A 24,107-nucleotide genomic window follows, 5' to 3' on the forward strand; every position below is an offset into this window, starting at 1 on the left:
GCGTGGTATTTTTAGGGTCATGCGGCATGGCCATCTGAGTCGACTCATCGTGTTTCGTCATGGTTCACAGCTCCCTTCACAGCCGTCGGGCAAGCAGTCACACGGGACGTTGTCCGGAGCGGTTTCTAACTTGGTTTGTAAGTGGTCGAGCAGTGCCTGGACGTCGGCGTGGCTCAAGTCGAGCTGGTCGACCACGTGCACCAGGGCGGTCCCCCGGTGCATCGCACACATCTGATTGAGCTCCCGTAGCAGGGCACTGTCCATCGCCGGTTGTTCGGCAATCTTCGGGGTGTAGATGAATTGCCGCCCCTGCTTGGTGGTGGCCAGCGCGCCCTTCTTGACCAACCGCCCAATCAGCGTCTTGATCGTGGGGGCCTTCCAATCGTGTTGTTGTTCGAGTAATGAAATAATGGTGCGGCTGTCGGCCCGTTTCAGGGTCCAGACAATCCGCATGACGCGCCATTCCGCATCGGAAATGGTGGCGGTGACTTCGGTAGTCGCCATGGTCCTCAGCTCCTTTGTTTACGGACGTAATCCTTAATTGCTGCTTTGAGTTTACAACTGTAGTCGAAACATGTCAAGCAAAGCTCCTGGGGGAAGGAGCCTTCTGTGAGTAACGGGGGTCACCGGCGTTACCGGGTGGCCTGGCTGGACGCCCATCTCAAAACGATGACAGTTATAACAATTAATTTTATAATGAGTTAAATTTTTGGCAAGATTAGCCGATTATTCCCTATTTCTTGGTACACTTCTTATAATGAATCCTAGACATCAATTCTGAAAGGAGCTTGGCGCTCGTGAAAAGTTTTAAACGGTGGCTGGTTCGCGGCCTCGTCGGTCTTGCCGTGGTGGCGGGTCTTGTGCCCGTCTTACCCGCGCAAGCCGCCAGTGGGGTCACGAAGGTCCCGGCCCGCGCAGCCTACGTGATGGACGCCCAGAGTGGGCAGGTGCTTTACCAGCAGAACGCGAACAAACGGTACCCCATCGCCTCATTGAGCAAGCTGTTGACGGTCTACCTGACCGTCAAAGCCATCAACGACGGCAAAATCAACTGGGATGACCAGGTCCCCATCGACAGTGACCTGATCCGCCTGAGCCATAATTCGGTCTTTTCCTCGTTACGCATGAAAAGCAGTGATAAATTTACCGTGCGGCAATTAGTGGAGGCCGCCATGGTCGCGTCGTCCAACAGTGCCGCTTCGGCCTTGGGGGACTACGTGGCGGGCAGTAACGCCGCCTTCATCCAGCTGATGAACCAGCAGTGTCAGGACTGGAACATCGACGCGCACTTCATCAGCTCGTCCGGGCTGGATAACTCCGACCTGAACAAGTACAATTACCGCTTGCCGGGGACCGGGGCCAAGGAAGAAAACCTGGTCTCGGCCAAGGCCATCTCCGTCGTGGCCCAACAACTCCTGAAGGCCGACCCGCAGATCGTCAAGACCTCCAGTCAGACCGAGTCGACGGTGAACGGCACCAAGATCTACAACGAAAACGGGTGCTTGCCGGGCCAAGCCAACTACGACAAGACCACCAACATCGACGGCTTGAAGACCGGCTACACGGAGAACGCGAAGCTGTGCTACACCGCAACCTTTACCGTTGACGGGGAGCGGATGATCGCCACGATTCTGGGGGGCGACACCACGTTTACCGCGATGAATAAGCTGATCAAGCAGGTCAAGAAGCAGTATCAGCTGCAGGCGACGTCGCTGGCGACGCGGTCGGTCACGTTGGCCAACGGGGCGACCGTCCTGGCCACGCCGGAGACCACCCAGGTCGGGTCGTGGACCCAGAACCAGCAGGACGACCAGATCACCACCAGCTTCAAGACCCAGTTAACGGGTCAGGAGCTGCAGAACGGGGCGGTTCAGGCGGATGATCCGGTGGGCACGATGACCGTGACCGATCGTCAGACCGGCATCACCCAGCACGTGACCTACCGCGCCCAGAGCCCGGTCACGCTGTTCAGCAGTCACCAGACCTTCACGGCGCACCAGCGGACGGTTGATCCGGTGTTAAAACGATTGACCTTACAAACGGCGGTGTTTGCGCACCTGGCCGGTTAACTAATAGGCAACTAAATCAAAACAGGAAGCACCTTCTCGCGTTATTTTTCGAGAGGGTGCTTCCTGTTTTGGCGTTCAATCAGCTTTAATGTCCGTCTTAACTGGGCTCAATTTGTGGACCGAAATTGCCAGACCCCCTCCTATAGCCAAGCCAAGATATCCTGAAAGGCCTGGGCCGCCGCGCCTTCGCCGCCAACGGTGAACCCGTGGTGGGAGTTGGGGTAGCGGTGGGTCGTGACGGCCACGTTGGCGGCGACCAGAAGCTGACCGAACCGTTCGGCCTCGGCCATCAGGGTGTCGTGGTCGGCGGTCAGGATGAAGGTCCGGGGGAAGTTCTGGAGGTCCGCCGGTTGGGCGGTGACCGGGGAAATCAGGGGGTTGCCCGTTTCACCGTCGGGGCGGTAGAAGGCGTTGAACTGCTGGGCCAGTTTGGCCGAGATGTGGTCGGCGGCCCCGGCGGGATAGGATTTCTCCCGGGGGTCGGTGTCCAGATCCAGGGCCGGGTAATCCAGGATGACCTGCTGGACCAGCGGTTTGTCCTGCCGGCGAGCTAGGAGCTGGGTCCCAATCGCCAGGTTGCCCCCGGCGCTATGGCCGATCAGCGTGGGCCAGCCCAACTGGTCGTGGTACCGCTGGGTCAGAAATTGGACGACCTCGTACGTGGCCTGCAGCGGGACCGGGAAGGGGTGTTCCGGCGCCAACGGGTAGTCGACGTCGAACACGGTCAGGTTCGCGGCCAGACACAGGCGTTTGCAGAAGAGGGTGTCGCGGTCGTTGTGGGGGAAGATGAACCCGCTGCCGTGGAGGTTGATGACCATGCCGGTCGCGGTGTGAAAGTGGGGGTACTGCGCGTAAACGGGGATGGTGCCGGCGCTGGTCGGGACCATCAGGGTGCGCGTCAGCACGCTACTGAGGTCGGCGGCGGTCACCGGAGCGGTCTTGGCGGCTTGTTGGGCCCGTAATTGCTGGGCAAGTTGGTGAGCTGATTCCATAAACATCGTCTCCTTGGGGACGCTGCGGGCAGCGTCGACTGAATATGGTTATCGTACCGCAGATGGGTCGGCCAACGCAATTTTAGGCAAACGAAAAGGGCTTGGGCGCTGGGCCCAAACCCTGTAGTTAACTTAGTGCCGGAACATAAAGATTCCCCGAATAATTTCGCCGCCAATCAAAACTAGCATGGCGGACCAGGTGATAATCGTTGCAGTGTCTCCCATTTGAACGGCCTCCCTCGTGAACATTCTAACTAACTTCATTGTACGGCGAAGCCCGCTATAACGCAATAGGAACCGCTTACAAATATATTTATAAAAACGCACCGTGCTCATTCATAGTGGTAGCTGGCGATGGCTTCCGCTCAGCTGGATCGTGACGATGTGCCACCAGCCGTTCGACAACTAACAACGCGCCTGAGACGGCTATCCCAAGCGCGTGATTCTATCGTCAGTGTCACGAATTGGTCACGTTCACCAGCGCGGCGAAGGTCGCGGTGGTCATGCCCGGGGTGATTCGGAGCCGGGCCAGGTTGTAGCGGCCCTGCTTCAGCTGGGCCACGCCCTCTTGAGTGGTCAGGGCCAGCTGATACCCGGCGGCCTTGGCCAACTTGCGGGTGGTCGCGTTGGCCCGCCCGGCCGGATAACACAACAGCCGGGTGTTTTGGTCCAGGTGATGGTCCAACCAGCGTTTCGAGGCGACCAACTCCTGGCGCTGCTGCGCCGCCGTCAGGGCGTTGAGGTCGAGGTGCTGGACCGTGTGACTGGCGAAGTCGACGGTCCCGGTCCGGCGCATGGCCCGCATCTCCGCGAGACTCAGGTGATTGGCCTTATGGGTGAAGCCGGTGATGACATTGATGGTGGCGTGCAGGTGTGTTTCCTTGAGGATCGGTAGGGCGCGCGTAAGGTTGTCCCGGTAGGCGTCGTCCAGGGTAATCCAGACCACCTTCTTCTGGGGCACCGTGTTGGTGGTCAGCGCTCGAATGGCCTCCTGGGTGGTCAGGGTCCGGTAGTGGTGGCGCTTCAGGTAGACCATCTCCCGGCGAAATTGGGCCGCGGGGACCCGCAACTGATTGCCGTGCGAGATGCTGTGGTACATCAGGATCGGTAACTTGAGCGGGTGCTTGAGTGTCTGCCAGGTCGTGGCCCGGGTCCGCGTCACGGTGGCCGATGAGGCCGTGGCGGCGTGGGTCCCCCGCGTGGTTTCCGTGGTGGTGGCCGGTGCGGTGCGCGTCACGGCTTGTCGCCACGCGACCGCGCCCCCAATCAAGGCGATCAGCAGGAGGCTGCCGCCCCAGATTTTCCAATTATGTCGCATGTGAATTCCCCCAAAATCACGAATTGATTCAGCTACTTCTTAGTATAGGGGCAACAGTTTAAAATGCCATTAATCGCCAGTCGCAGGGAGCAGTTGGGATGGTTACATAATTTAATGAAAACTATCGTAGTTATTCATAAAAAGTGATGTGTGTTCAAGGCCATGAGGGGGTGCTATACTAAAATCACATAATGAATGCGCTAACATTAACTTGAAAAGGGGTCTTGACGATGGCACCAGCAGAACAGGTGGAACAGTCATTAGACAAGATGGGCATTTCTTACCAAATCGTGCACCATCCGGTGGCCACCACCACGGAAGAGGCCGACCATTACATCGAGGGCATCGCGGGCGTGCGAACGAAGACCCTATTTTTGACGAACAAGAAAAAGACGGCCTGCTACCTACTGATCATGGACGATCACCAGCGCCTGGACTTTCACCGGTTCCAGGAGCTGACGGGGGCGAAGCGGCCCAAGATGGCGTCGGACGAGTTGCTGGCGGCCAAGCTGGGCTTGCAGCCGGGCATCGTGTCCATCTTTGGCCTGCTGAACAACGCGGACCACGACGTGCAGGTCTACTTTGACCGGGCCATCATGGACGAGGCCCGCATGAGTTTCCACCCCAACATTAATACCAGCACGATCTTCGTTGCGACCTGGGACCTCTTGAAGTTCCTGCAGAACCTGGGGTACGACTACCAGATCTTAGACCTGGACGACGCGGAAGACTAAGGGATGCGGCGTCACTGAATACAGACTATCGTGAAGAAACCAAAAAAATGATCTGTGACCGGGCGGAAACCTAGGTCACGGGTCATTTTGGGCGTTTAGCGAGAAATTTTAGAGGAATGCAAAGTGCCAGGCCGCCTTACTCCGCGTGGCGGGCCAGCTTACGGTAGTAGTCGATCGAGTCCGGGTCGAGGTGCAGCCGGTCGGTGGCCTCCTGGTCGCTGAGCCGGGGGTGCCGCCGCAGGTAGTGGACCAGGTAACCCTGATACAGCGTCGAGGGGCTGAGGCGAAAGCCCGCGGTGGCCTCGTTCGGCCGCAGGTACTTGTGCAGGCCGGGCAGCGTCAGGTGCGGGTCGGCCGCCGCGCGTTGCTTGAGGAACCAGTCGGGGGTCTGAAAGCGGGCCTGCAACGGGGTCACGAAGGCCCGCCATTCCTGGAGAAAGGCTTGTTCGTTGGCCGGCCAGTCCGCCGTTTGCAGTTGGGCGGTGTAGCCGGGCCGCAGGAAGACCTGGGCGGGGTCCCCGTGGGCCGTGAGCAGCAGGGTGGCCCGGGTGTACACGTGCAGGCGCTGGTCGGTCAGCAGGTCCGGCAGGTCGTCGACCCAGTGGAAGTTGACCGGACGGGATTCCGCGAGCGGCTTGCTTTTGAGGTCCAGCGTGGGCAGGTAGGGCGTCCAGCCGTGGGAGAAGAGGAACTTGAAGTAGACGTTGAGGTGGGACAGCACCTTGTTGTAGGTCATGGCCTGAATCTGCCGTTGATCGACCAGCATGGCCAGGTACTGCTCGGCGTCCTGCGTTTGGAGCTGATTGACCCGGTGGCTGGCCTGGTAGGTCGGGTTGAAGTTCTCCAGGTAATGGAAGAAGTCTTGCAGGGTGCTGGTGTATTCGGCGCGGGTCGCCTGGGCGATATCGCGCTGTTGCAGGGCGCGTTCGAAGGCGTCCTGGTAGGGATAAAGGATGGTCATAAAAATTCCTCCTGATAGATATTACTTTAACGAGGGGTGATCAGCCCGTCCACGGATGGCGGACGGGCGGGGGTTAAACGCCCACTTGTTGGGCGGCCGCTTGAACGGTGGCCCGCAAGTGGGCCTTTTGGTCGGCGGTGGTGAAGGCCCCGGCGATGGCGTTGAGGGTGAGCCGCGTCAGCAGGGACCAGTCAAGGCCGTAGTGTTGGTGGAGTTGCCAGAATTCGTTGGTCAGGGTGGTGTCGGAAACCGTGCGGTCGTCGGAATTGACGGTCACGGCCAGGCCGGCGCTGAGAAATTCACTGAGCGGAAAGTCGGCGATACCTTGCACGGCCTTGGTCTGCAGGTTACTGGTCAGGCAGGTCTCGATGGTCGCACCGGCCGCCTTGGCCTGGGCGATTACGTCAGGATGGCCGCTCATGTGGACCCCGTGCCCGATGCGGGACACGCCCAAGGTTAACGCGTCGGCGACGTTCTGGGCGGGGCCGGCCTCGCCGGCGTGCAGGGTGACCGGTAACCCGGTCGCAAGCCCTGCGCGGATGGCCGGTGCGATGGCGCTGGTGGGGTAGTTGGCTTCGTCCCCGGCGAAGTCGAGGCCCACGACGCCCTGATCGGCGAACTGGGCGGCGGCGTTGAAGACGGCCGCAGATTCGGCGTTCGGCCGGTCACGCATGGCACAGACGATGACGTTGACCGGAATGCCGAAGTCGGCGGTCCCCCGGTGGATGCCCCGCAACACGGCGGTCAGCACCGCGGGGACGGTCAGTCCCTGAGCGGTGGAGATGGCCGGCGCGAAGCGGGTCTCCAGGTAGATCAGGCCATCGGCGGCCGCGGTCTTGACGATATCGTAACCGGCGATCTCGAGTTGTTCGGGCGTTTGCATCAGGTCGGTGACGAGCTTGAAGCGTTTCAGATAATCCAGAAGACTGACGGTCGCCATGGGTGCGGTGACCAACTGACGCAGGTCGGCGTCATCGCTGGGCAGACTGGCCCCGGTGACGGCCGCCATCTGGCGCAGGGCGGCCAAGGAGAGCGAGCCATCGAGGTGACAGTGCAACTCGACCTTGGGAAAGTGACGAACGGCAGCCGTGGTGAACGGCGTAAGTTGAGACATGCTGAGAACTCCTCCTATTTGTATGTAACTAACCGATAAGCGACATCTGTGGCCGATTGAGGGGATGGCCCCAACCGGGAAAAACTTACCTCACAGTATAGCATGTTTCCCCTCGGCCTAGACCGGTTAAGCAACTCAACTTATTAGAGTGGTTTAACCCCTGAACGACTCAGCAGCTTAAGCGTGACCGGTTTAACGGCAACTTGGTCGAATCCCCGTGCATACAGGCTTAGACTGAAATTTTACAATTTGCCTTTTTCAGCTAAAACCGTTGTTTCCACGGACAAAACATTATAGAATTGGGTTTGTCTGAGAAAGATGGAGCACAACCAAGACGCCGACCGGAGTTCAGGCCGGCAGCGATCGAACGTTTTGACTTTAAAATTCATACATGATTAACGATGAGAAGAACATTAACGGCATATGAGCCATCGCTTGACACGCCGGTGTGACGGGCTGAACGACTGGTGTTTTTATTAGGGGGAGAAAAATATGGATCAATGGAACACGCCGATTACGCGCGCCTCGTGGCGCAATCAGCGCGCTGGAAAACGACGGTATATTACGGGGTTCGATGGGTTACGGACCCTGGCCGTTCTGGGAGTGATTATCTATCACTTGGTGCCATCGTCGTTACAGGGTGGCTATTTAGGGGTCCCGATTTTCTTTCTGATTTCGGGTTACCTGGTTACTTATTTACTCATTCAAGAATACGAGACCCACGGCGGCATTAACTTTCTAAGTTTTTATGGCCGGCGGGTCAAACGCCTGTACCCGGCGTTGGTCACGATGTTGCTAGGCACCACGGCGTACATTACGCTCTTTCAGCGCTCGCTGCTCTTGAATATTCGGGGCACCGTGATGACCAACCTGCTGTACGTCTATAATTGGTTTGAAATCAACCACGGGCAGTCCTATTTCGACCGTTTTAATGGGGAGTCACCATTTACCCACTTATGGACCCTGTCGATCGAAGGGCAGTTCTACCTGGTGTGGCCGATCGTGGTCCTCTTACTGTTGCTGTTTGTCCGCAATAAGATGCGGTCCATGATTCTGCTGCTGGCCGTCGCCATCGCGTCGGCCGTGGCCATGGCGCTGCTGTACGACCCGAACAACCTGAACCGGGTCTACTACGGGACCGACACGCGGATGTTCGCCATCCTGATTGGGGCCGCCATGGCCTTCATCTGGCCGGCGTATAAATTAAAAGATAACATTACCAGCAGCCACCGGCTGATTCTGGATGCGGCTGGAATCGTCTCGTTGCTGGCACTGATTTACATGTTCTTCACGATGGACGGCCAGGCTGCCAGCACCTACAAGGGCGGCATGTTCTGGTTCACCGTGTTGTCCGCCGTTCTGGTGGCCACGGTGGCCCATCCGGGCAGCGACATGAACCGCCTGCTGTCCAACCCGGTCTTTAGCTACATCGGGAAGCGCAGTTACGGGATCTACCTGTACCAATTCCCGGTCATGATCTTCTACGAAGCCCGGGTCAAGAACATCGGCGACCATTTGCTGGTGAACTCGATCATCGAGATCGCGCTGATCATGCTGGTCACCGAGGCCAGTTACCGTCTGATTGAAAACCCGTTGCGGCACTACCGCTACGGCGACACCTTCCGCGACCTGAAGCAGGTCGTGATGAATCCGGCGGCACACCGGGCCACCAGCGTGTTGGCCGTGCTGACGGTCATCTGCTTTAGTTTAACGGCGGTGGGCTTCGTGCAACAACCGGCGAAGGCCCAACCGACGGCGCTGCAGAAGACCATCACCAAGCGGCAGGAAGCGGCGAAGAAGAAGAACATCGAGGCGGCCAAGAAGCAAAAGGCCCTGGCCAAGGCGGCGTCGAAGAAGAAGCACGACAAGGCGGTCTTCTCCAAGCTGTCGAAGAAGGATCAGGAGACGGCCAAGTACTACTTCTTAACGGCTGACGAGCTGAACACCAGCAAGGCCACGCCGTTAACGGCGATTGGGGATTCCGTATTGCTCGACGACTCCGCCGACCTGCAACACGTCTTCCCGGGCGCCGTCGTCGACGGGCAGGTCGGGCGTCAAGCGTCCGCCATGCCGGGCGTCATCGCCAGCATTTCCCAACGGGGGCAACTCGCGAAGAACGTGTTGCTGAACGTCGGGACCAACGGCACGGTGACCCAGGCCCAGGCCGACCAGATGATTCACGACATCGGACCGACCCGCCAGATCTTCTGGGTCACGGCTCACGTGCCAACGCGGGAGTGGCAGGGTCAGGTCAACGCCATGATTCATAAGACGGCGAAGAAGTACAAGAACGTCCACGTGATCGATTGGTACACCACGGCCAAGGGCCACACCAGTTGGTTCGCCGACGACAACGTGCACCCGAACGACCACGGGAACCGGTACTTCACGTCTCTGATTGCCAAAACGATTACCAAACAGCTGAACGCAAACGCGGCAGCCAAGTAAAGAAGTTGCAAAAACGACGTCATCCGATTTAGGGATGGCGTTTTCTTATGCGGTAGGTTGAGCTTGGGGTGTGGGGGATGGCGCTCCACGACCCGCAAGTCGCCTCTGTTGCGCTCACGTAGCAGCTGACAGGTGGATGCCAAACAAGCCGGCGACATAGGTTGTTGACCATCGGAATGATTTTTCATGGGTGGCCATTTCTAGTGGCGGACAATCCTGGTGAATTCCCACCATTATCACAATCTGGCTGAGTGGAAACGATCGATGGCAGTCACTGATTGAGGGTCGCGAGGGCGCCGGATGCGAATAATCTGCTTTGCCACCCACCAATTTGTTAATTACGCTAATGATAAAGCCGCGTGGTTCACGCAAAAAGTTCCGATTTTTGAGAGAAAAATCCGCCACCGGTCGAGCAACCTGCTATACTAACGCTGGATTCGCGAAAACGAATTCAAAATGGGTATTTATCAAATATTTTGGGGGTAATTCATATGATGAAGAAAGTTGCAATGGTTGCGGCCGCTGCCGCCATGGTTCTGCCTTTAGGATTAGGCGTTTTGGCACCGGTGACCACGGGGAGCACCACCGCTTATGCGGCCACTAAGAAAGCCGCCGCGAAGACCACGGTGGGCTTAGTAAGCGCGAAGACCTTGAAGAAGACCGCCTATCACGTGAAGAGCGGGAAGACCGACCTCTTTAGTGCCGCCTTTGCGGCCGACCGGGCGAGCGTCACCTTCACCAAGAAGGGCACGTTAGCGGCGAAGACCACCGTTTACGCTACCAAGCAGATCGTCGTGAAAACTAAGGCAACCAAGAAGGCGAAGGCCAAGACCCAAACTTGCGTCTACGTAAAGAGCGCTAACGGCAAGGTCAAGGGCTACGTGGCCCTGAGCGCACTGACCAAGGGCGCGGCGAAGAAGGCCACGGCGAAGACCTACACGCTGGTCAAGAGCCAAGCCGTGAAGAAGACGGCATACCACTTCAAGGGCACCCAACCAGCTTACTTCACCGGGAAGTTCGCGGCGGACCAAGCCAAGGTGACCCTGAGTAAGCGGGGCGTTCTGCCAAAGGCCAAGACCTACTACGCAACTAAGCAAATCACCGTTAAGCAAAACAAGAAGAACGTGAAGTACCTCTACGTGACCAACGGCAAGACCAAGGGCTTTGTCCTGGCATCCAGCCTGATCGCCGGCAAGTATTAAATGGTGCGTCAGTTTTAATAAAGAGTTCGGTGCGCCAGTGCCGAACTCTTTTTGGTCTCGTGTCGGGGACCAGCAGGCGCCACGAGCAAGCTAACCTGTGGCCCCGGTCAACGCTAGCTAAGGCCACGTTAAGCTTGACCTGATAGGGTTTAGCAGGATAGCCGTGCCGGGATTTAGCCGCCCAAACGGTCGCTTTTCTAAAAAATTGCTAATAAGTGGTAAGAATCGTTAATCCGCTCACATAATCACTTGACCCTCGTGGGTGAGGCTCGCATAATGAAGGTGTGAAAGCGCTATGATCATACGGAGGTGTTCTTATGGTTAAGACAAAAGCTGTAATGATTGGTGCCGGCCTGGCAAACATGGCCGCCGCTGTTTATCTGATTCAAGAAGCTCACTGGCAGGGTGATCAAATCACCTTCTATGGGGCGGATATGCACGGAGCGAACGATGGCGGACCCACGGGTGACTTTACCAACGAATATTGGAATAAAGCCCACCCGATGGACAACCAAACCGGGTACGTTGCGCGGGGCGGTCGGATGTTGAACTACCGGACCTACGTCGACCTGATGGACCTGTTAGACCGGATCCCATCCGTCACGGAATCGGGCATGACCGCTGCGGAAGACACGCACGACTTTGACGCGCACCACCGGACTTATGACAAGGCCCGGTTGTTGCAAGGCGGCAAGGGCATCATCGACGGCGGCAAGCTGGGCCTGAACAACAAGGACCGGGTATTGCTCTCCAAGCTGGTCATGATGCCGGACGACGAAGAGACTAAGCTCGACAACGTGTCGATCGCGGACTACTTCAAGGACGACCCGCACATGTTCCAGACTAACTTCTGGTACATGTGGGAAACGACCTTCGCCTTCCGGGTTCAGAGTTCGGCCCAAGAACTCCGGCGCTACATGCACCAAATGATCTATGAATTTACGCAAATCGAACACCTGGTAGGGGTCAACCGGACCCGTTACAACCAGTTTGAAAGCATGATGTTACCCCTGATCAAGTACCTTGAAGGCCAGGGCGTCACGTTCCTGGACAACCGGATCGTCACGGATTGGGACTTTGCGAACAGCGAGTTGCAAGACGAAATCACGGTCACCGGACTGCACGTGAAGAACCTGGAGACCGGCGACGAGGATGTTGTGCCAATCGACGGGGACACGGCCGTCATCTTCACTAACGGGTCGATCACCGACTCCGCAACGATGGGCGACTACAACACGCCGGCACCGGAAAACATGGAGTACGGCATCAGTGCGGCGCTGTGGAAGAAGGCCACCGAGCACTTCTACAACCTGGGGACTCCGGACAAGTTCTTTAACGACCGGAAGAGTTCCGAATGGGTCAGCTTCACGTTGACCACCAAGAACCACCTGTTGTTGAACGAAATCACGCGGATCACCACGCAGGTTCCCGGGAACGCGCTGAACTCCTTCCTGTCGACCACGCCGATCACGCCGCTGGGCCACAAGGACGTCAACATGTCGATCGTGGTGCACCACCAACCCCACTTTACGACCCAGAAGCCGAATGAATCCGTCATCTGGGGCTACTTCCTGTACCCACGGCGGACCGGTGAGTTCGTCCACAAGCCATACATCAAGATGACCGGGAAGGAAATGGCTCAGGAGTTGATTGGGCAACTGGCCAAGGTCGATCCGGGTCCGAACAACATCAAGGACAAGGAACCGGAAATCCTGGACAGCATCATCAACAACATTCCGGTTTACATGCCATACGCCTCGGCCCTCTTCAACAACCGGGCTAAGACCGACCGGCCAGAGGTCATTCCGGCGCACTCCACCAACTTAGCCTTCACCGGTGAGTTTGCGGAACAACCGTACCAGATGATCTTTACCGAACAGAGTGCCGTTCGTTCCGGTGAAATCGCGGCGTACCACTTTGCCGGGATCTCGATGGACAATCTGGTCGACACACCGCGCTACGACAAGGATCCGAAGACCCTATTGCGGGCAACGAAGAAAATGTTTAGTTAATTAGTTTAAGCGTCTGAAACCGTCGCTCCGGTGGGAGGGGCGGTTTTTTAGACGAAAAGCGGCCGTCTCCCGATGTGAGGGAAACGGCCGCTTTTTAAAGACGGCAGTTACTTTGCCATGCTGTTGATGTTGTTGCGATAGGTGGCGGTACTTTGCCAGAACGGGATCTTGACGACCCCCATGACCTTCTTAGCGTCGACGTAGCCCCAGTAGCGGCTGTCCTCGGAGACGCTGCGGTGATCCCCTAAGACAAAGTACTTGCCCTGCGGAACCGTGCTGCCCTTGTAGGACCAGTTGCGCTGTTGAGCCAGGCTCTTGAGCGTCCAGTTGCCGGTGCCGGCCGCGCGCTCACTGGCGCTGATGTAGGACTGGCTGACCTGCTTGCCGTTGATGAAGAGGTGGCCGTTCTTGCTGGCGACGGTGTCTCCGGGCATCCCGATGACCCGCTTGACGTAGTTGGTGTTGGGCTTGGCGGTGGGGTCTTCCCCGTAGGCGTCAAACACGATGACGCTGTTGCGCTTGAGGGTGAGGGGCTTGATGACCATCATCCGTTCCTTGTTGGCCAGGTTCGGTTCCATCGAGTCGCCCAGGACGCCAACGACTTCGAAGAGGTAGGTCCGGACCAGCAGTACGATGACCAGCGCGACCAGGATGGGCACAATCCAGCTGAGAATGTTGCGGAATGTTTTCATGAGTTTGGTTTACTCCCATTTTTGCAAAATTGGCTTCATTGTAGCACAGTCGGTCAAACGGTCAGCGGCTTTGGCGAAAACTTAACCAAAATCGCAGGTTTCAGCCAGGGCAATTGGGAGTTGCCAGGTCGATTGGATGGCCATCCAATTGGGCCGACTGGACAAGTCGTTCCGTCAGCTGCCGTTTGCTAGCCCATGAGCACCGGATATTATTAAGATTCGCATCAATAAATTACATATTTGATAGTGGGTTAAATATAAAGCGATACCAATAGTTCCGTTGCGCAAACTGTAAAGAAATTTCTTAGAAAATTTGCACAATCACCACCTGTCTAGACCACCGTGTTACCCTAAAGCTCAGCTAAAGGAAAGAACGGGAAAGTGACCATGAAAATTAAATCAGTTGATAATTTAGTCTTTTTTGGCATGGTGTTGTTGCTGGTCTACCAAAACACCCTGCTGTATTTGAGCGTCCTGGACGGTCAGGTGGGCAACGTCGTGGTCATCACGGGGGCGTTCATTTTGGGCCTCTTGTTGGGTCGAACGACCTACATTATTTTGGGCAGCATCCTGTCTTTCGTGTGTGCCAGTGCCGGCGCGCTGATGCTGGTGTTGCCCATGACGCGCGAGCCCTACCTGTGGTCGGCGCTGGCGCTGGTGACCCTGACGCCGCTGACCACGTACCTGATGTACCTGCTGGACCACCGGCTTTTGAAACGCAAGGCCTTGCGGGAACAGCTCCAACACCTCCAGCAGGAGAAGCCGGACCTGGAGGCCGTGACCGGGGCTCTTAACCGGCGGGCGCTGGAAAAGGCGGTCGAACGGGAGCTGGAGTTGGCCCGTTTCCACGAACCGGACTACCAGTTTGCGTTGACCCTGGTCAAGATCGACTTCCTGGAGAGCGTCATCAACTTCCTGGGTCACGAACGGTTCAACGAGTTGTTGCAGGTCACGGCCCGGCAGTTGACGGCGGTGCTCTCGTCGGTCGACCGCCTCTTCTACATCGGGGCGGGGACCTTCGTGGTGCTCTCACCGATGTTGGAAGCGCCGGACCTGCCGGTGATGAAACGCCGGGTCAAGGACCACATCGACGACATCGGCGAGGACTTCGGTCTGGCCCGCCGTGCTTTGGTGCTACGGGTGGGACAGGTGGCCTCGCTGGAAGCGCAAGCGACGGGGCACAGCGTTGCCAGCGTCCTGGCGCTGCTCGAACGCAGTGCGGAGACGGACATCGTCAAGGAATACTTTTAGAGGGGATTGATAACATGATTAACGACACGAGCGGTTGGCTCACGACCCTCAGTTGGGGAATCCTGCTGACGTTTGGCGGTGCGCTGGTGATCCTGGCGGGCTGCTGGTGGCACATCTTACGGACCACGATTCGGCAGTTCAACGTGGAGGGGCCGGCGGATGATTGAACACCTATACATTCTGACCATCCTGACGATTTGGGCGTCGTTGGTGCTGACGCTGGTCACGCTGGCCGGTGGGGTGACCTTTTTACTGACCCATCTGCGGCGGACCAACGTGGCGCGGTTGCCCGAGCTCTCCCGCTACCCGCGGGTCACGGTGGTGGTGCCGGCGCATAACGAAGAGCGGGTGATTCGCGAGACCGTGCGGGCCATCCTGGGACTGCATTACCCAGCCGACCGCCTCGAAGTCTTGATCTACGCGGATAATTGTCAGGACCGCACCGCCGAACGGGTCCGTGACCTGCTGCAGCGGCCCAAGTACGCCGGCCGGCAGGTGCGGGTCATCGAGCGGACCGGGTCTGGCGGCAAGGCCGGCGTGCTGAACGACGCCTTAAAGATCGCCACCGGGGAGTACCTGGGGGTCTACGACGCCGATGCCGCGCCGGAACACAACGCGCTGTATTTCCTGGTCCAGAAGGTCTTGGAGGACCCGGAACGCTACGCGGCGGCTTTTGGGCGCAATAAGACCCGGAACTACCAGCAGAACTTCCTGACGCGCTGCATTAACCTCGAAATCATCAACACGCAGCGGATTCAGCACACCGGTCTGTGGCAACTATTTAAGATTGGCCGGATTCCGGGCACCAACTTCATCATCAACCGCCAGATGGTGACCGACCTGGGGGGCTGGCACCACGGGGCGTTGACCGAGGACACGGCCATTTCGTTTAGCCTGATGCGGGCCGGCAAGCTGATTGCCCTGGCCCACCGTGCCGAGGCCTTCCAGCAGGAGCCCGAGACCCTGTTCGCCTATTATAATCAGCGGAAGCGCTGGGCCCGCGGCAACTACGAGGTCCTGGCGGCCAACCTGAAACACCTGCTGGACCGCTCGCCGTGGCGCATCAAAGTCGAGGTGCTGTATTACCTGTGCACCTTCTTCTGGTTTAACGCGGCCATCGTGCTGTCGAACGGCCTCTTCGTGTTTAACGGCCTCGCCACGGTGCTGCAGGGCCACGTGCCGCTGCTGCACCCGGCGATCGCCATGGGGGAGACGCTGTCGATCCTGTTCCTGCTGAACTGGGTCGCGATGTTCTACCTGTACATCCTGCAGATGAACATCGCGCTGGCCAGCGATTACGGCCAGGCGACCGTGGTGAACTTTCTCTACAGCCTGGTCGCTTACTTCACCTACAGCCAGCTGTTCATCGTGGTGTCGCTGGCGGCCGTCGGCGATATCCTGCGCGATAAGTTGACCGGCAAACGGCACACGCACTGGTACAAGACACAGCGATTCTGACAAGGAGTTCATGAATGAAACGACATCGATATCAATGGGTGATCGGGGGCCTGGTGCTGCTGGTCGCCTTCATGGTGGGCCTGGCCGTCTACCAGACCCAGCGCCGGCCTAAGAGCCTCACGACGGTCAACGACGACCTGATTCGGGTCCATTACCGGCAGTGGCAACGCGAGTACCTCAGCGGTCAGCAACAGAAGTTCGTCCTGACCCGGGGCGCCGAGCATCCCCAGGCGCTCTCAGAGTCCCAGGGCTACGGCATGCTGATCACGGTGCTCGCGGCCAAGCACGGGATGCCGACCCGCCAGACCTTTGACCAACTCGTGGCCTACTACCTGGCTCACCGGGTTAGTCCCACCAATCCCCTGATGGCTTGGCGGCAAAAGCAGGTCGGTCAGCGGATGCACAGCACGCCCGCCGAGATGACCAGCGCGACCGATGGCGACCTGGATATCGCCTACGCGTTGATCCTGGCCGACGACCAGTGGGGGAGTATCGGGTCGGTGGACTACAAAGGCCTGGCCCAGCAGTTGATTCGGGCAATCAAACAGTATGAGATCAATCCCGTGACCCAGCTGCCCCGGGTGGGCAACTGGGCGACCACCCCCGCGACGCAGCACCTGGTTCGCCCGTCGGATCTGATGACGGCCTACTTCCGGCGGTTCGCCCGCTACATGCAGGACGGGGAGTGGACCCAGGTGGCCCTGAACAGCCAAACGGTCCTCCAGAAGCTGAGCCAACAACGGTCGAGCGGCCTGATGCCCGACTTCACCCAGGTCAGTGGTGACCACCTGACCATTCGGCCGGTACACGCGCGGCAGGTGGCGTCGCCGTACGATAACCAGTACGGGTTCAACGCCTGTCGGGTGCCGTGGCGGGTCGCCTACGACTACCAGCTGTCGCGGAGTCCGGTCAGCCGGGACGTGACGGCCAAGATGCTGGCCTTCTTCGCCCGCCAGTCGCGGATCACCGCCGTGTACACGCTGACGGGCCGGCCCGTGGAGACCTATCCCAACCAGGCCTTCAGTGCGCCGGTGGCCTACGCCGCCCAGGTCATGGGCCACCAGCGCCTGGTGACCCGGTATGCACCGAGCCTGAAACGGGTCGGGGCCAGCAACGCCTACTACCCCGCCACGCTCCAGATGCTGTTGCTCCTGCAGAGTGGGGAGTTGGCCCACGATTAGGAGTGGCCGAAAATGGTGGCCGGTTAGCGGAGCTTACCCGCTGACCAGCCTAAACAGACACCCAACGTCTGAGCCAATGTGCTCAGGCTTTTTTGTGCTGGCGAGACTTTTGTGATAAATTACTTTGACACACACAGTAATTGGCGATACATTAGTTGCAAGAAAGACGAGAGGAGCTGGTCGGGTTGGCTGAGGTGATTTCCAAAGATCTCATCCGGGGACACACGGACACGATTATTTTGAACATTTTACATCAGGGTGATAGCTACGGGTACCAGGTGGCGAAGCGGGTCCGCGAGTTGAGCGATGGACACTACGACTTGAATGAGGCGACCCTCTACACGGTCTTTCGCCGCTTGGGCAAGAACGGGGCCGTGACCAACTACTGGGGGGATGAGACCCAGGGGTCGCGGCGTAAGTACTACCACATCACGGAAAAGGGCGAGCAGGTGCTTGCTGAGAATACGGCGGCCTGGCAGGTGGCCAAGCCGATTATCGACCAGTTGATTACCGGTCAGATCAAGGAGGATTAGGCATGGACGAAAAGATAACCTTAGAGATTCGGACGCGGTTGGACCAACTATTTAGCGGCTACCCGGCGTCCCGGGAGTTAACGGAGCTGAAGGAGGAACTGGTCGCCGACTTGACCGAGGCGGTTTCCGAAAAGGTCAACGACGGGGCGGCCGTTCCGCAGGCCATCGATGCGGCCATGGCCTCGCTGGGCGACGTGGACAGTTTACTGAAGGAGATCACGGGCACCACGGCCGACCCGAACAAGGCTGCGCGGGCCAAGGAGGCCGCGCAGGACCGGCGCGACCGGGAAGAAGAGCAGGCCGGTGACGACTGGGACGTCAACGTGGATGACGACGATGACGTGACCATCGGGGGCCCCCACGGCCTGCGGGTCCACGGGGACAAGGTGACGTGGCACGGCCACACCATCGTGGACGGCGACCAGGTTCACCTGGGTAAGCTGGTCCAGGTCGACGGGGATCACGTCCGGGTCGCCAACGGGCTGGTCGACGTGAATGGAGACGACGTGACCATCAACGGCCACCGTCCCCAGCGGACCTTCGTCGAGTCCCTGCAGCTGGTGAACACCCGCTCCTTTGACGTGACGGGCTTGAAAAAGGTCCGGATCGATTACCCGGACGCCACCGTCAAGATTGGCCCGGCCAACAGTGATCAGATCGTGGTCAACGAGTACATGAGCCGGGACAATCCCCGCTACTTCCTGCAGGCCGACCAGAGCGACGACCAATTGACGTTACGGCAGGGGGCCCGGCCGCGGCTGTGGTCGTTGCACCTGCGGACCGAGATCTTCCTGCCGGCCCAGCTGCAGGGCGCCGTGACCGTCGAGGCGGGCAACGGGAGCCTGGAAATCGGGGACCTGCACCTGGCCCTCGACCTGCAGGCCCACGCCACCAACGGCAGTGTTCGGGTCTTCAACAACCAGTTGACGACGCTAAACTTGCGGGCGACGAACGGTAGCCTAAAGGTCCAGCAGGTCAAGGCCAACCAGCTGACGGCCACCAGCCAGAACGGTTCGGTCGTGGTCCGGGAGGCGCAGGGGGCGCTCAACGTCTCCTCCCATAACGGCAGCGTTAAGGTCAGCGACTTCACCGGTGACGGCGAGGTCAGCAGCCACAACGGCAGCGTCAAGGTTACCAACTTTACCGGCCAGCTCAACGGCCACACGGCCAACGGCAGCCTGGTCGCCCAGGAATTGCACGGTGGCGGCCAATTTCGGAGCCACCATGGCAGCCTGGACCTGGACGTGGCGGACCTGACGCAAGATCTCGCGGTGAACGGGGCAGGTAACATCGACGTGGCCATCGCGACCACGACTGGTTACCGCTTTGACCTGGTCGCCGAACGGGGGAAGATCCGGCTCCCCCAGCAGGTTCACCTCACATTAAATGATGATCATCACAAAATTGGTGCGGTCGGAACGGGGTCCCATCCCCAGGTCACCTTGGCCACCGATCACGGCAATATTCGATTGAAATAAGACGCCAAAAGCCGTCGTTCTGCGTATTGACAGAACGGCGGTTTTTTAGTTATAGGGTTTTAAGTATTGCTTCCTAGGAAAAGGTTATTCTATGCAAGATTTGGATTGTTACCATCTAAGACGATTTGGGGTTCCTTTTATTGGTATGGGGGTAGTATAATCAAAAGGGATTGGCGGACATTTTTCCGAAGATTGACGACTTTGGAGTAGACCATTTTCGGGGATGGTCCCCGAAAAGACAAGGTTTCCGCAAATTGTAAAATAAAAAGCGACAATTTTTAAAAAAAGGTTTATTTTTTCGTCCCGAGAGGCGATACTATGAGTGGGTAATTGGGACCGTTAATTGTAAAGATACCACCAAGGCCGAAATTGGTGTAAGTGGACCCGACTGATTTGCCCCAGCGGAATCTGGCAGGATTCCCCCGCGGCCAGACCCAGGTAAACGGTGGTTGCGGAAATGAAGTCCACGGTTCCGGTATAGGTCATCCCCTGCGAGATGAGAGAGGTTATCTGGTTTTTTTGGTAGGCAGTTTGGAGTAATGTTCTGATTTGTTGGCTGGCACGTTGCATGTTGTTCACCACATCCTTGCGACAAAGATTAAATCCATTATAGAACATATGTTCCGGTTTGGGGAACCCTATTTTTCGTTTTATCGGATAATTTGATTTAGTGATAAATCATCGAATAGATGGTCCAATCACTCCCTTAGCAGTTATTTAATGGTGAACAATTGGGAACACAGGGCGGGGAACCCGAGTCGCCGCAGACAGATCAATAAATTGGTCCGCACGACGCGAGACCACGAAGGAGTAATGGTAAAACAATGACAGAAACGACGAACGACGCAATCACGGAAGCACAATTAAAGCAGGAGTTTGACGACCTGTACATGCACATCTTCAAGTACATCGGTGACTTCGTCTCAATTCCGACGCAGAAGTACAACCTGACGTTTGAGGCTTACATGGTGATGGAAAACGTCGCCCGGAGTAAGAACGGTCAGACCTTGGTGGAATTGGCGAAGTTGGAGGGGGTCTCCAAGAGTGCGATTGCCCGGCAGGTCAACGTGCTCTTAAAGGAAAACTACGTTATGCAAAAGGTCGACCCGAACGACCGGCGGGTGAAGTACATCACCTTGACGGCGGCGGGCAGCCGGGTCCAACGCAACCTGGCCCAGGCCACGGACGAACGGTTCCACCGCTGGTTAGGGTTCTTTGGCCGCGATGAAGCCATCCACTTCATCGACGTGCTGCACAAGGCCAACGACCGGGCCGTTGCGGCGGGCTTTGTCGGCTTCGACAGCCTGCACGACAAGCGCCGCAACTCGAACCGTAGTGCCGAGAAGCACGGCGGCCGGTTGAGCAACTTGTAAACTGAAGTCGTTAATTGTGTAAAATCTCAACCCAGGGTTGGGATTTTTTTGTGGGCCAAAACGGTGTATAATCCTTCTTAAAAGTAAGCAATCCAATCTGATAGGAGTGGCTAAAATGACCCAAATCAAAATAAGTGACAGCATGTGGGCGCTCTTGCAGCGCAAGCACCTGACCGACAAGGACCTGGTCCTGATCGCCGATGACGGTGGGGGCAAGTACTCCCTGCACGGCGGGGCTTGTACGATTGGCACCCAGTTCACCTTGATCGTCCTGGACCAACCGGATCCCGATTACGCGGTCAAGATAAACAACGAGCGCGGGCTGCGACTCTGGTCGTCGGCGTACAACCTGTACTTCTTCGACACGGGCTTGACCCTGGACGTGCAGCACCACAGCATCCTGATCAAGGACGACGCCCATCTGCTGGACAGCGCCGTCCAAATCGCCGATGGCCCAGCCGTGCTGGCCGCCTTCCAGCAGGGGGTCACGGCACACGGGGAGACCTGCTAGGCGTCCCGTGTGGGCGATGACGGTTCGGAAAAATTGGAAGTATCCTTCCAATTTTGACTAATTTTTCTAAAAATGGAAGGATACTTCCATTTTTGAAGAGTTTAGAATCAGCACCTGATTGAAATGTTTTTTACCAAAAACTGATTAAAAAACGAGCTTGAGTGCGACCGTCACAGGTCACGTTCAAGCTCGTTTGGTGTTTAGGCCAGGGCCGCTTGCATCCGGCGTTCGTCGTAGAAGAGCAAGATAATCAGCATTGCGACGTACAGGAGCAGCGGCAGCCAGGCGTAATTCAGGATAATCATGTGTCGGGTCGCCAGGTTTTGCCCGTGGTTGGCCACGTAGCCGGAGAGGTGGAACAGGCCGGCGGTGATCAGACCGCCCAGCCCTAACCCCACGTTGACCCCGAAATCGTCGGTCGAGGCCAGGATGCCCTCGGCTTGGATGCCCAGGGTCGCCCCGTAGCGGATCGTGTCGGCAATCATGATCGAGACCAGCCCGATGATCAGGCCGTTACCGATGGAATTGATGAAGATGCCGACGAAAATCGTGGTCAGGTGGGTCACCGTGGTGCCCAGTGACAGGATCAGCTGGCCGATGATGGCCAGGGCGATACCACCCAGCATGGTGCGTTTCTTGCCCCAATGCCCGGCGGCGTGCACGATCAGGACCACCCCGATCAGCGCCGCGAAGGTGAAACTGTTGGCGATGGGGACCAGGTCCTGGTTGTGCAACAGGTACTTAAAGTAGTAGATGGTGGTCTGATTCTTGATGGCGGTGGTCAGCCAGTAGAGCAGGATGACCGCCGAGATGATCAGCCAGGGCTGGTTCTGCCGGAGCATGCGCCCGACCGCCCGCCAGGATTGGTGGGACCGTTGTGGGTCGGTGAACCGTTCGCGGACCTGCCAGAAGGCGTTCCAGATCAGGACCAGCGAGATGCCGCCGAAGACCACGATGGTCAGCAAGAAGCCCTTTTGCTGGTTGCCGCGGCCGAAGAAGGCGACCAGCGGCAGGGTGAAGACCGCCACGATGATCTGCACGGCGCTGCCGCCGAACTGGCGGATGACTCCTAGTAGGGTCATTTCCTGGTCGTTGTGGGTCATGGTCGGCAGGATCGAGGTGATCGGCAGGTTGACGGCGGTGTAGAAGAAGCCCAGCCCCAGGTAGGTCACGTAGGCCCAGATCAGTTTGCCCGTCGCGTGAAACGGGGGCGTGACGAAGGTCAGAATCGCGAAGACCACGTAGGGCAGCGCGTACCAGAGAAAGAACGGCCGGCTCTTGCCCCACCGGGAATGGGTGTGATCGATCATGAGGCCGATGATCAGGCTTTCGACCACGTCGGCCAGCCGGGCCACGATGAACAGGATCGCCACGCTGCTGGCGGAGAGGCCGTAGACGTCGGTATAGAAGAACAGCAGGTAGGTGGTCATCATCTGAAAGACCAGGTTATCCGCCGCGTCACTCATGCCGTAGCTGATACGTTCCGGCCACTTGGTTTGCCAAGGTGTTTGCATGAACGATCACTTCCCTTAGTTACTTGTTTTTCTCGGCGACCAGCCGGCGGTAGACCTCGGCGCCGACTAGGTCGTTGGTGACCATCCAGGCGATGTGGCCCAGGGCTTCGGAGACGTGCTCCTCTTCGGGCTGGTCCTTGGCGCTGGGCACGGTGCCCATGGCCGGCATGATGCCCAGGTGAAAGGCGATCCAGATGGCCAGGCCGAACCAGGTTCCGGCGTCCTTCTTGATCCAGGGCAGCTTCTCACCGATGATCTGGTACAGCACGGCGAAGGTCGTCGAGAAGCCGAAGTGGATCACGTAGCTGACCCACGGCAGGGCGTGACCGGAATAGTGGTAGGTGGCGTGGGTCACCTTGGCCGGCACGCCGAACTGCTGCAACAGGGTCTGGGGCGGGTTGGTGGCGTCCCGTTCTTCGGTCCGCGGAGGCAGGACGTTCTCCCAGCCAAGCTTGACCAGACCAGAGACGATGCCGGCCGCGCCCCCCGCAATGATGGCGGCGGCGAGGTGAACCGGTTGGTTTTTCCAAAATGACATACTAAAAAACTCCCTTCATTCATGACTACCTCGAGTATAGGCGCCTCGCGGTCTTTTTTCGGGAAATATGCTTTACCAATACATTATTTAGACAGTGGTCGGTAGGGGTGGGTCGCCAACAGCCGGCTGTAGAAGGTGATGTCGGCGAAGGCTTCCTGCAGGCGCCGGGCGAAGTGGGCGCTGTTCGGAGCGGTCGCAATCAACTCACCCTGAGCCGTGAAATTGTCGTCGGCGTTCCAGAGCAAGACGGGCGTTGGTAAGACCAGCAGCTTAAGCATCTGAAGAATCTCGACCATCGATTCGGCGGCCAGCATGCCGCCGTCGCTGAAGTGCGAATAGGTGATAATCTGGACGGGCTTGTGGTCGACCTCAGGTCCCACGAAGTCCAGGGCGTTCTTCAGGATGCCGGGGATCGCGTGATTGTATTCGGGACTCAAGATGATGTAACCGTCCTGCGCCGCCAGCTGGTCGAGCCACGCCTGTTCGGGCGTGCTCAGGTCGTGGATGGGTGTTTCCAGCGGGGTCTCCTGGTGGTCGTAGAAGGGTAACGGGTAGTCGCGCAGCGGTAACCAGGTATAGGTCACGTCGACGCTATCGGGAAAGGTCCGTTGTAGGTACCGTAAGAGGTGGCTGCCGAGTGAGGGATGCCGGGATGTGCCTAAGATGACGCCAATTTTCGTGTTCATGGGTGAAATACCTCCTCAAGAATGGTGATATCATTTACTAAC

The 24,107-nt window shown here is 58.0% G+C and carries 23 protein-coding genes; 13 read left to right on the top strand and 10 right to left on the bottom strand.

Features of this window, described 5'->3' with window-relative positions; all coding sequences use genetic code 11:
• Nucleotides 1–57: 57 nt before the first annotated feature.
• Nucleotides 58–504: a CopY/TcrY family copper transport repressor gene (locus tag FD37_RS05025; protein ID WP_056963905.1), complete on the bottom strand. Its 447-nt coding sequence runs from the start codon at nt 502–504 to the stop codon at nt 58–60.
• Between the two features lie 293 nt (nt 505–797).
• Here FD37_RS05025 and FD37_RS05030 point away from each other — a divergent pair, with 293 nt between their 5' ends.
• Complete coding sequence (locus FD37_RS05030; RefSeq protein WP_056963907.1) at nt 798–2,069, top strand: D-alanyl-D-alanine carboxypeptidase family protein; 1,272 nt, start codon at nt 798–800, stop codon at nt 2,067–2,069.
• A 140-nt stretch (nt 2,070–2,209) separates the two neighbouring features.
• Here the strand turns inward: FD37_RS05030 and FD37_RS05035 are convergent, their stop codons facing one another.
• Nucleotides 2,210–3,061 carry an alpha/beta hydrolase gene (locus FD37_RS05035; RefSeq protein ID WP_056963910.1) on the bottom strand — a complete coding sequence of 284 codons (852 nt, stop codon included), beginning with the start codon at nt 3,059–3,061 and terminating at the stop codon, nt 2,210–2,212.
• A 457-nt stretch (nt 3,062–3,518) separates the two neighbouring features.
• Entirely contained in the window at nt 3,519–4,379 is an 861-nt protein-coding gene (locus tag FD37_RS05040; RefSeq protein WP_082605129.1) for a polysaccharide deacetylase family protein, read from the bottom strand.
• 230 nt (nt 4,380–4,609) lie between these two features.
• Here FD37_RS05040 and FD37_RS05045 point away from each other — a divergent pair, with 230 nt between their 5' ends.
• On the top strand, nt 4,610–5,113 hold the full coding sequence (locus FD37_RS05045; RefSeq protein WP_056963914.1) for a prolyl-tRNA synthetase associated domain-containing protein: 504 nt from the start codon (nt 4,610–4,612) through the stop codon (nt 5,111–5,113).
• A gap of 136 nt (nt 5,114–5,249) precedes the next feature.
• Here FD37_RS05045 and FD37_RS05050 read toward each other — a convergent pair whose 3' ends face one another.
• Both FD37_RS05050 and add read right to left on the bottom strand, forming a co-directional pair.
• A complete protein-coding gene (locus FD37_RS05050) occupies nt 5,250–6,074 on the bottom strand; it encodes a phage integrase N-terminal SAM-like domain-containing protein (RefSeq protein ID WP_056963916.1) in 825 nt (274 codons plus the stop codon).
• Nucleotides 6,075–6,147: 73 nt separating this feature from the next.
• Entirely contained in the window at nt 6,148–7,188 is a 1,041-nt protein-coding gene (gene add, locus FD37_RS05055; protein ID WP_056963918.1) for an adenosine deaminase, read from the bottom strand.
• Between the two features lie 492 nt (nt 7,189–7,680).
• Here add and FD37_RS05060 point away from each other — a divergent pair, with 492 nt between their 5' ends.
• From FD37_RS05060 to FD37_RS05070, 3 genes are all read left to right on the top strand, one after another.
• On the top strand, nt 7,681–9,636 hold the full coding sequence (locus FD37_RS05060) for an acyltransferase family protein (protein ID WP_056963920.1): 1,956 nt from the start codon (nt 7,681–7,683) through the stop codon (nt 9,634–9,636).
• 494 nt (nt 9,637–10,130) lie between these two features.
• Complete coding sequence (locus tag FD37_RS05065; RefSeq protein WP_235807853.1) at nt 10,131–10,838, top strand: hypothetical protein; 708 nt, start codon at nt 10,131–10,133, stop codon at nt 10,836–10,838.
• Nucleotides 10,839–11,155: 317 nt separating this feature from the next.
• A complete protein-coding gene (locus FD37_RS05070; protein WP_045807556.1) occupies nt 11,156–12,850 on the top strand; it encodes an oleate hydratase in 1,695 nt (564 codons plus the stop codon).
• Between the two features lie 107 nt (nt 12,851–12,957).
• Here FD37_RS05070 and lepB read toward each other — a convergent pair whose 3' ends face one another.
• Complete coding sequence (gene lepB, locus FD37_RS05075) at nt 12,958–13,542, bottom strand: signal peptidase I (protein ID WP_045807555.1); 585 nt, start codon at nt 13,540–13,542, stop codon at nt 12,958–12,960.
• Nucleotides 13,543–13,929: 387 nt separating this feature from the next.
• On the opposite strand from lepB, the gene FD37_RS05080 reads away from it, so the two are divergent.
• The 6 genes from FD37_RS05080 to FD37_RS05100 all read left to right on the top strand — a co-directional run bounded on the left by FD37_RS05080 (nt 13,930) and on the right by FD37_RS05100 (nt 19,443).
• Nucleotides 13,930–14,793: a GGDEF domain-containing protein gene (locus FD37_RS05080; RefSeq protein WP_147007680.1), complete on the top strand. Its 864-nt coding sequence runs from the start codon at nt 13,930–13,932 to the stop codon at nt 14,791–14,793.
• A gap of 14 nt (nt 14,794–14,807) precedes the next feature.
• Nucleotides 14,808–14,960 (top strand): hypothetical protein, encoded by a 153-nt coding sequence (locus tag FD37_RS12780; protein WP_156652726.1) that lies wholly within the window; start codon nt 14,808–14,810, stop codon nt 14,958–14,960.
• Complete coding sequence (locus FD37_RS05085) at nt 14,953–16,251, top strand: glycosyltransferase family 2 protein (protein WP_056963923.1); 1,299 nt, start codon at nt 14,953–14,955, stop codon at nt 16,249–16,251. Before FD37_RS12780 ends, FD37_RS05085 begins: the two co-directional genes overlap by 8 nt.
• A 14-nt stretch (nt 16,252–16,265) precedes the next feature.
• Nucleotides 16,266–17,432 (top strand): family 8 glycosyl hydrolase, encoded by a 1,167-nt coding sequence (locus FD37_RS05090; RefSeq protein ID WP_082605130.1) that lies wholly within the window; start codon nt 16,266–16,268, stop codon nt 17,430–17,432.
• 185 nt (nt 17,433–17,617) lie between these two features.
• Nucleotides 17,618–17,965 (top strand): PadR family transcriptional regulator, encoded by a 348-nt coding sequence (locus tag FD37_RS05095; protein ID WP_082078046.1) that lies wholly within the window; start codon nt 17,618–17,620, stop codon nt 17,963–17,965.
• Nucleotides 17,966–17,967: 2 nt separating this feature from the next.
• Complete coding sequence (locus FD37_RS05100; protein WP_056963927.1) at nt 17,968–19,443, top strand: DUF4097 family beta strand repeat-containing protein; 1,476 nt, start codon at nt 17,968–17,970, stop codon at nt 19,441–19,443.
• 339 nt (nt 19,444–19,782) lie between these two features.
• On the opposite strand, the gene FD37_RS05105 is transcribed toward FD37_RS05100, so the two are convergent.
• Nucleotides 19,783–20,013, bottom strand: coding sequence for a hypothetical protein (locus FD37_RS05105; protein ID WP_045807549.1), 231 nt, complete (start codon nt 20,011–20,013; stop codon nt 19,783–19,785).
• Between the two features lie 254 nt (nt 20,014–20,267).
• Between FD37_RS05105 and FD37_RS05110 the strand changes: the two genes are divergently transcribed.
• Nucleotides 20,268–20,816 carry a MarR family winged helix-turn-helix transcriptional regulator gene (locus FD37_RS05110; protein ID WP_052957209.1) on the top strand — a complete coding sequence of 183 codons (549 nt, stop codon included), beginning with the start codon at nt 20,268–20,270 and terminating at the stop codon, nt 20,814–20,816.
• Between the two features lie 115 nt (nt 20,817–20,931).
• Nucleotides 20,932–21,327 (top strand): iron-sulfur cluster biosynthesis family protein, encoded by a 396-nt coding sequence (locus FD37_RS05115; RefSeq protein ID WP_045807548.1) that lies wholly within the window; start codon nt 20,932–20,934, stop codon nt 21,325–21,327.
• A 200-nt stretch (nt 21,328–21,527) separates the two neighbouring features.
• Here the strand turns inward: FD37_RS05115 and FD37_RS05120 are convergent, their stop codons facing one another.
• From FD37_RS05120 to FD37_RS05130, 3 genes are all read right to left on the bottom strand, one after another.
• Nucleotides 21,528–22,841 (bottom strand): glycoside-pentoside-hexuronide (GPH):cation symporter, encoded by a 1,314-nt coding sequence (locus FD37_RS05120; protein WP_056963929.1) that lies wholly within the window; start codon nt 22,839–22,841, stop codon nt 21,528–21,530.
• Between the two features lie 19 nt (nt 22,842–22,860).
• Nucleotides 22,861–23,379: a DUF1440 domain-containing protein gene (locus tag FD37_RS05125; RefSeq protein ID WP_056963931.1), complete on the bottom strand. Its 519-nt coding sequence runs from the start codon at nt 23,377–23,379 to the stop codon at nt 22,861–22,863.
• 83 nt (nt 23,380–23,462) lie between these two features.
• Nucleotides 23,463–24,065, bottom strand: coding sequence for an NADPH-dependent FMN reductase (locus FD37_RS05130; RefSeq protein ID WP_056963933.1), 603 nt, complete (start codon nt 24,063–24,065; stop codon nt 23,463–23,465).
• Between the last annotated feature and the right edge of the window lie 42 nt (nt 24,066–24,107).

Source organism: Levilactobacillus spicheri DSM 15429 (assembly GCF_001435095.1).
GTDB classification, from domain to species: domain Bacteria; phylum Bacillota; class Bacilli; order Lactobacillales; family Lactobacillaceae; genus Levilactobacillus; species Levilactobacillus spicheri.

What these genes read in the sequence shown, in the direction of transcription:
- FD37_RS05045 (WP_056963914.1), top strand. Translation starts at nt 4,610, where the DNA reads ATGGCACCAGCAGAACAGGTGGAACAGTCATTAGACAAGATGGGCATT.
- FD37_RS05040 (WP_082605129.1), bottom strand. Translation starts at nt 4,379, where the DNA reads ATGCGACATAATTGGAAAATCTGGGGCGGCAGCCTCCTGCTGATCGCC.
- FD37_RS05025 (WP_056963905.1), bottom strand. Translation starts at nt 504, where the DNA reads ATGGCGACTACCGAAGTCACCGCCACCATTTCCGATGCGGAATGGCGC.
- add (WP_056963918.1), bottom strand. Translation starts at nt 7,188, where the DNA reads ATGTCTCAACTTACGCCGTTCACCACGGCTGCCGTTCGTCACTTTCCC.
- FD37_RS12780 (WP_156652726.1), top strand. Translation starts at nt 14,808, where the DNA reads ATGATTAACGACACGAGCGGTTGGCTCACGACCCTCAGTTGGGGAATC.
- FD37_RS05110 (WP_052957209.1), top strand. Translation starts at nt 20,268, where the DNA reads ATGACAGAAACGACGAACGACGCAATCACGGAAGCACAATTAAAGCAG.
- FD37_RS05035 (WP_056963910.1), bottom strand. Translation starts at nt 3,061, where the DNA reads ATGGAATCAGCTCACCAACTTGCCCAGCAATTACGGGCCCAACAAGCC.
- FD37_RS05115 (WP_045807548.1), top strand. Translation starts at nt 20,932, where the DNA reads ATGACCCAAATCAAAATAAGTGACAGCATGTGGGCGCTCTTGCAGCGC.
- FD37_RS05050 (WP_056963916.1), bottom strand. Translation starts at nt 6,074, where the DNA reads ATGACCATCCTTTATCCCTACCAGGACGCCTTCGAACGCGCCCTGCAA.
- FD37_RS05090 (WP_082605130.1), top strand. Translation starts at nt 16,266, where the DNA reads ATGAAACGACATCGATATCAATGGGTGATCGGGGGCCTGGTGCTGCTG.
- FD37_RS05080 (WP_147007680.1), top strand. Translation starts at nt 13,930, where the DNA reads ATGAAAATTAAATCAGTTGATAATTTAGTCTTTTTTGGCATGGTGTTG.
- FD37_RS05100 (WP_056963927.1), top strand. Translation starts at nt 17,968, where the DNA reads ATGGACGAAAAGATAACCTTAGAGATTCGGACGCGGTTGGACCAACTA.
- FD37_RS05070 (WP_045807556.1), top strand. Translation starts at nt 11,156, where the DNA reads ATGGTTAAGACAAAAGCTGTAATGATTGGTGCCGGCCTGGCAAACATG.
- FD37_RS05105 (WP_045807549.1), bottom strand. Translation starts at nt 20,013, where the DNA reads ATGCAACGTGCCAGCCAACAAATCAGAACATTACTCCAAACTGCCTAC.
- FD37_RS05120 (WP_056963929.1), bottom strand. Translation starts at nt 22,841, where the DNA reads ATGCAAACACCTTGGCAAACCAAGTGGCCGGAACGTATCAGCTACGGC.
- FD37_RS05060 (WP_056963920.1), top strand. Translation starts at nt 7,681, where the DNA reads ATGGATCAATGGAACACGCCGATTACGCGCGCCTCGTGGCGCAATCAG.
- FD37_RS05130 (WP_056963933.1), bottom strand. Translation starts at nt 24,065, where the DNA reads ATGAACACGAAAATTGGCGTCATCTTAGGCACATCCCGGCATCCCTCA.
- FD37_RS05125 (WP_056963931.1), bottom strand. Translation starts at nt 23,379, where the DNA reads ATGTCATTTTGGAAAAACCAACCGGTTCACCTCGCCGCCGCCATCATT.
- FD37_RS05085 (WP_056963923.1), top strand. Translation starts at nt 14,953, where the DNA reads ATGATTGAACACCTATACATTCTGACCATCCTGACGATTTGGGCGTCG.
- lepB (WP_045807555.1), bottom strand. Translation starts at nt 13,542, where the DNA reads ATGAAAACATTCCGCAACATTCTCAGCTGGATTGTGCCCATCCTGGTC.
- FD37_RS05065 (WP_235807853.1), top strand. Translation starts at nt 10,131, where the DNA reads ATGAAGAAAGTTGCAATGGTTGCGGCCGCTGCCGCCATGGTTCTGCCT.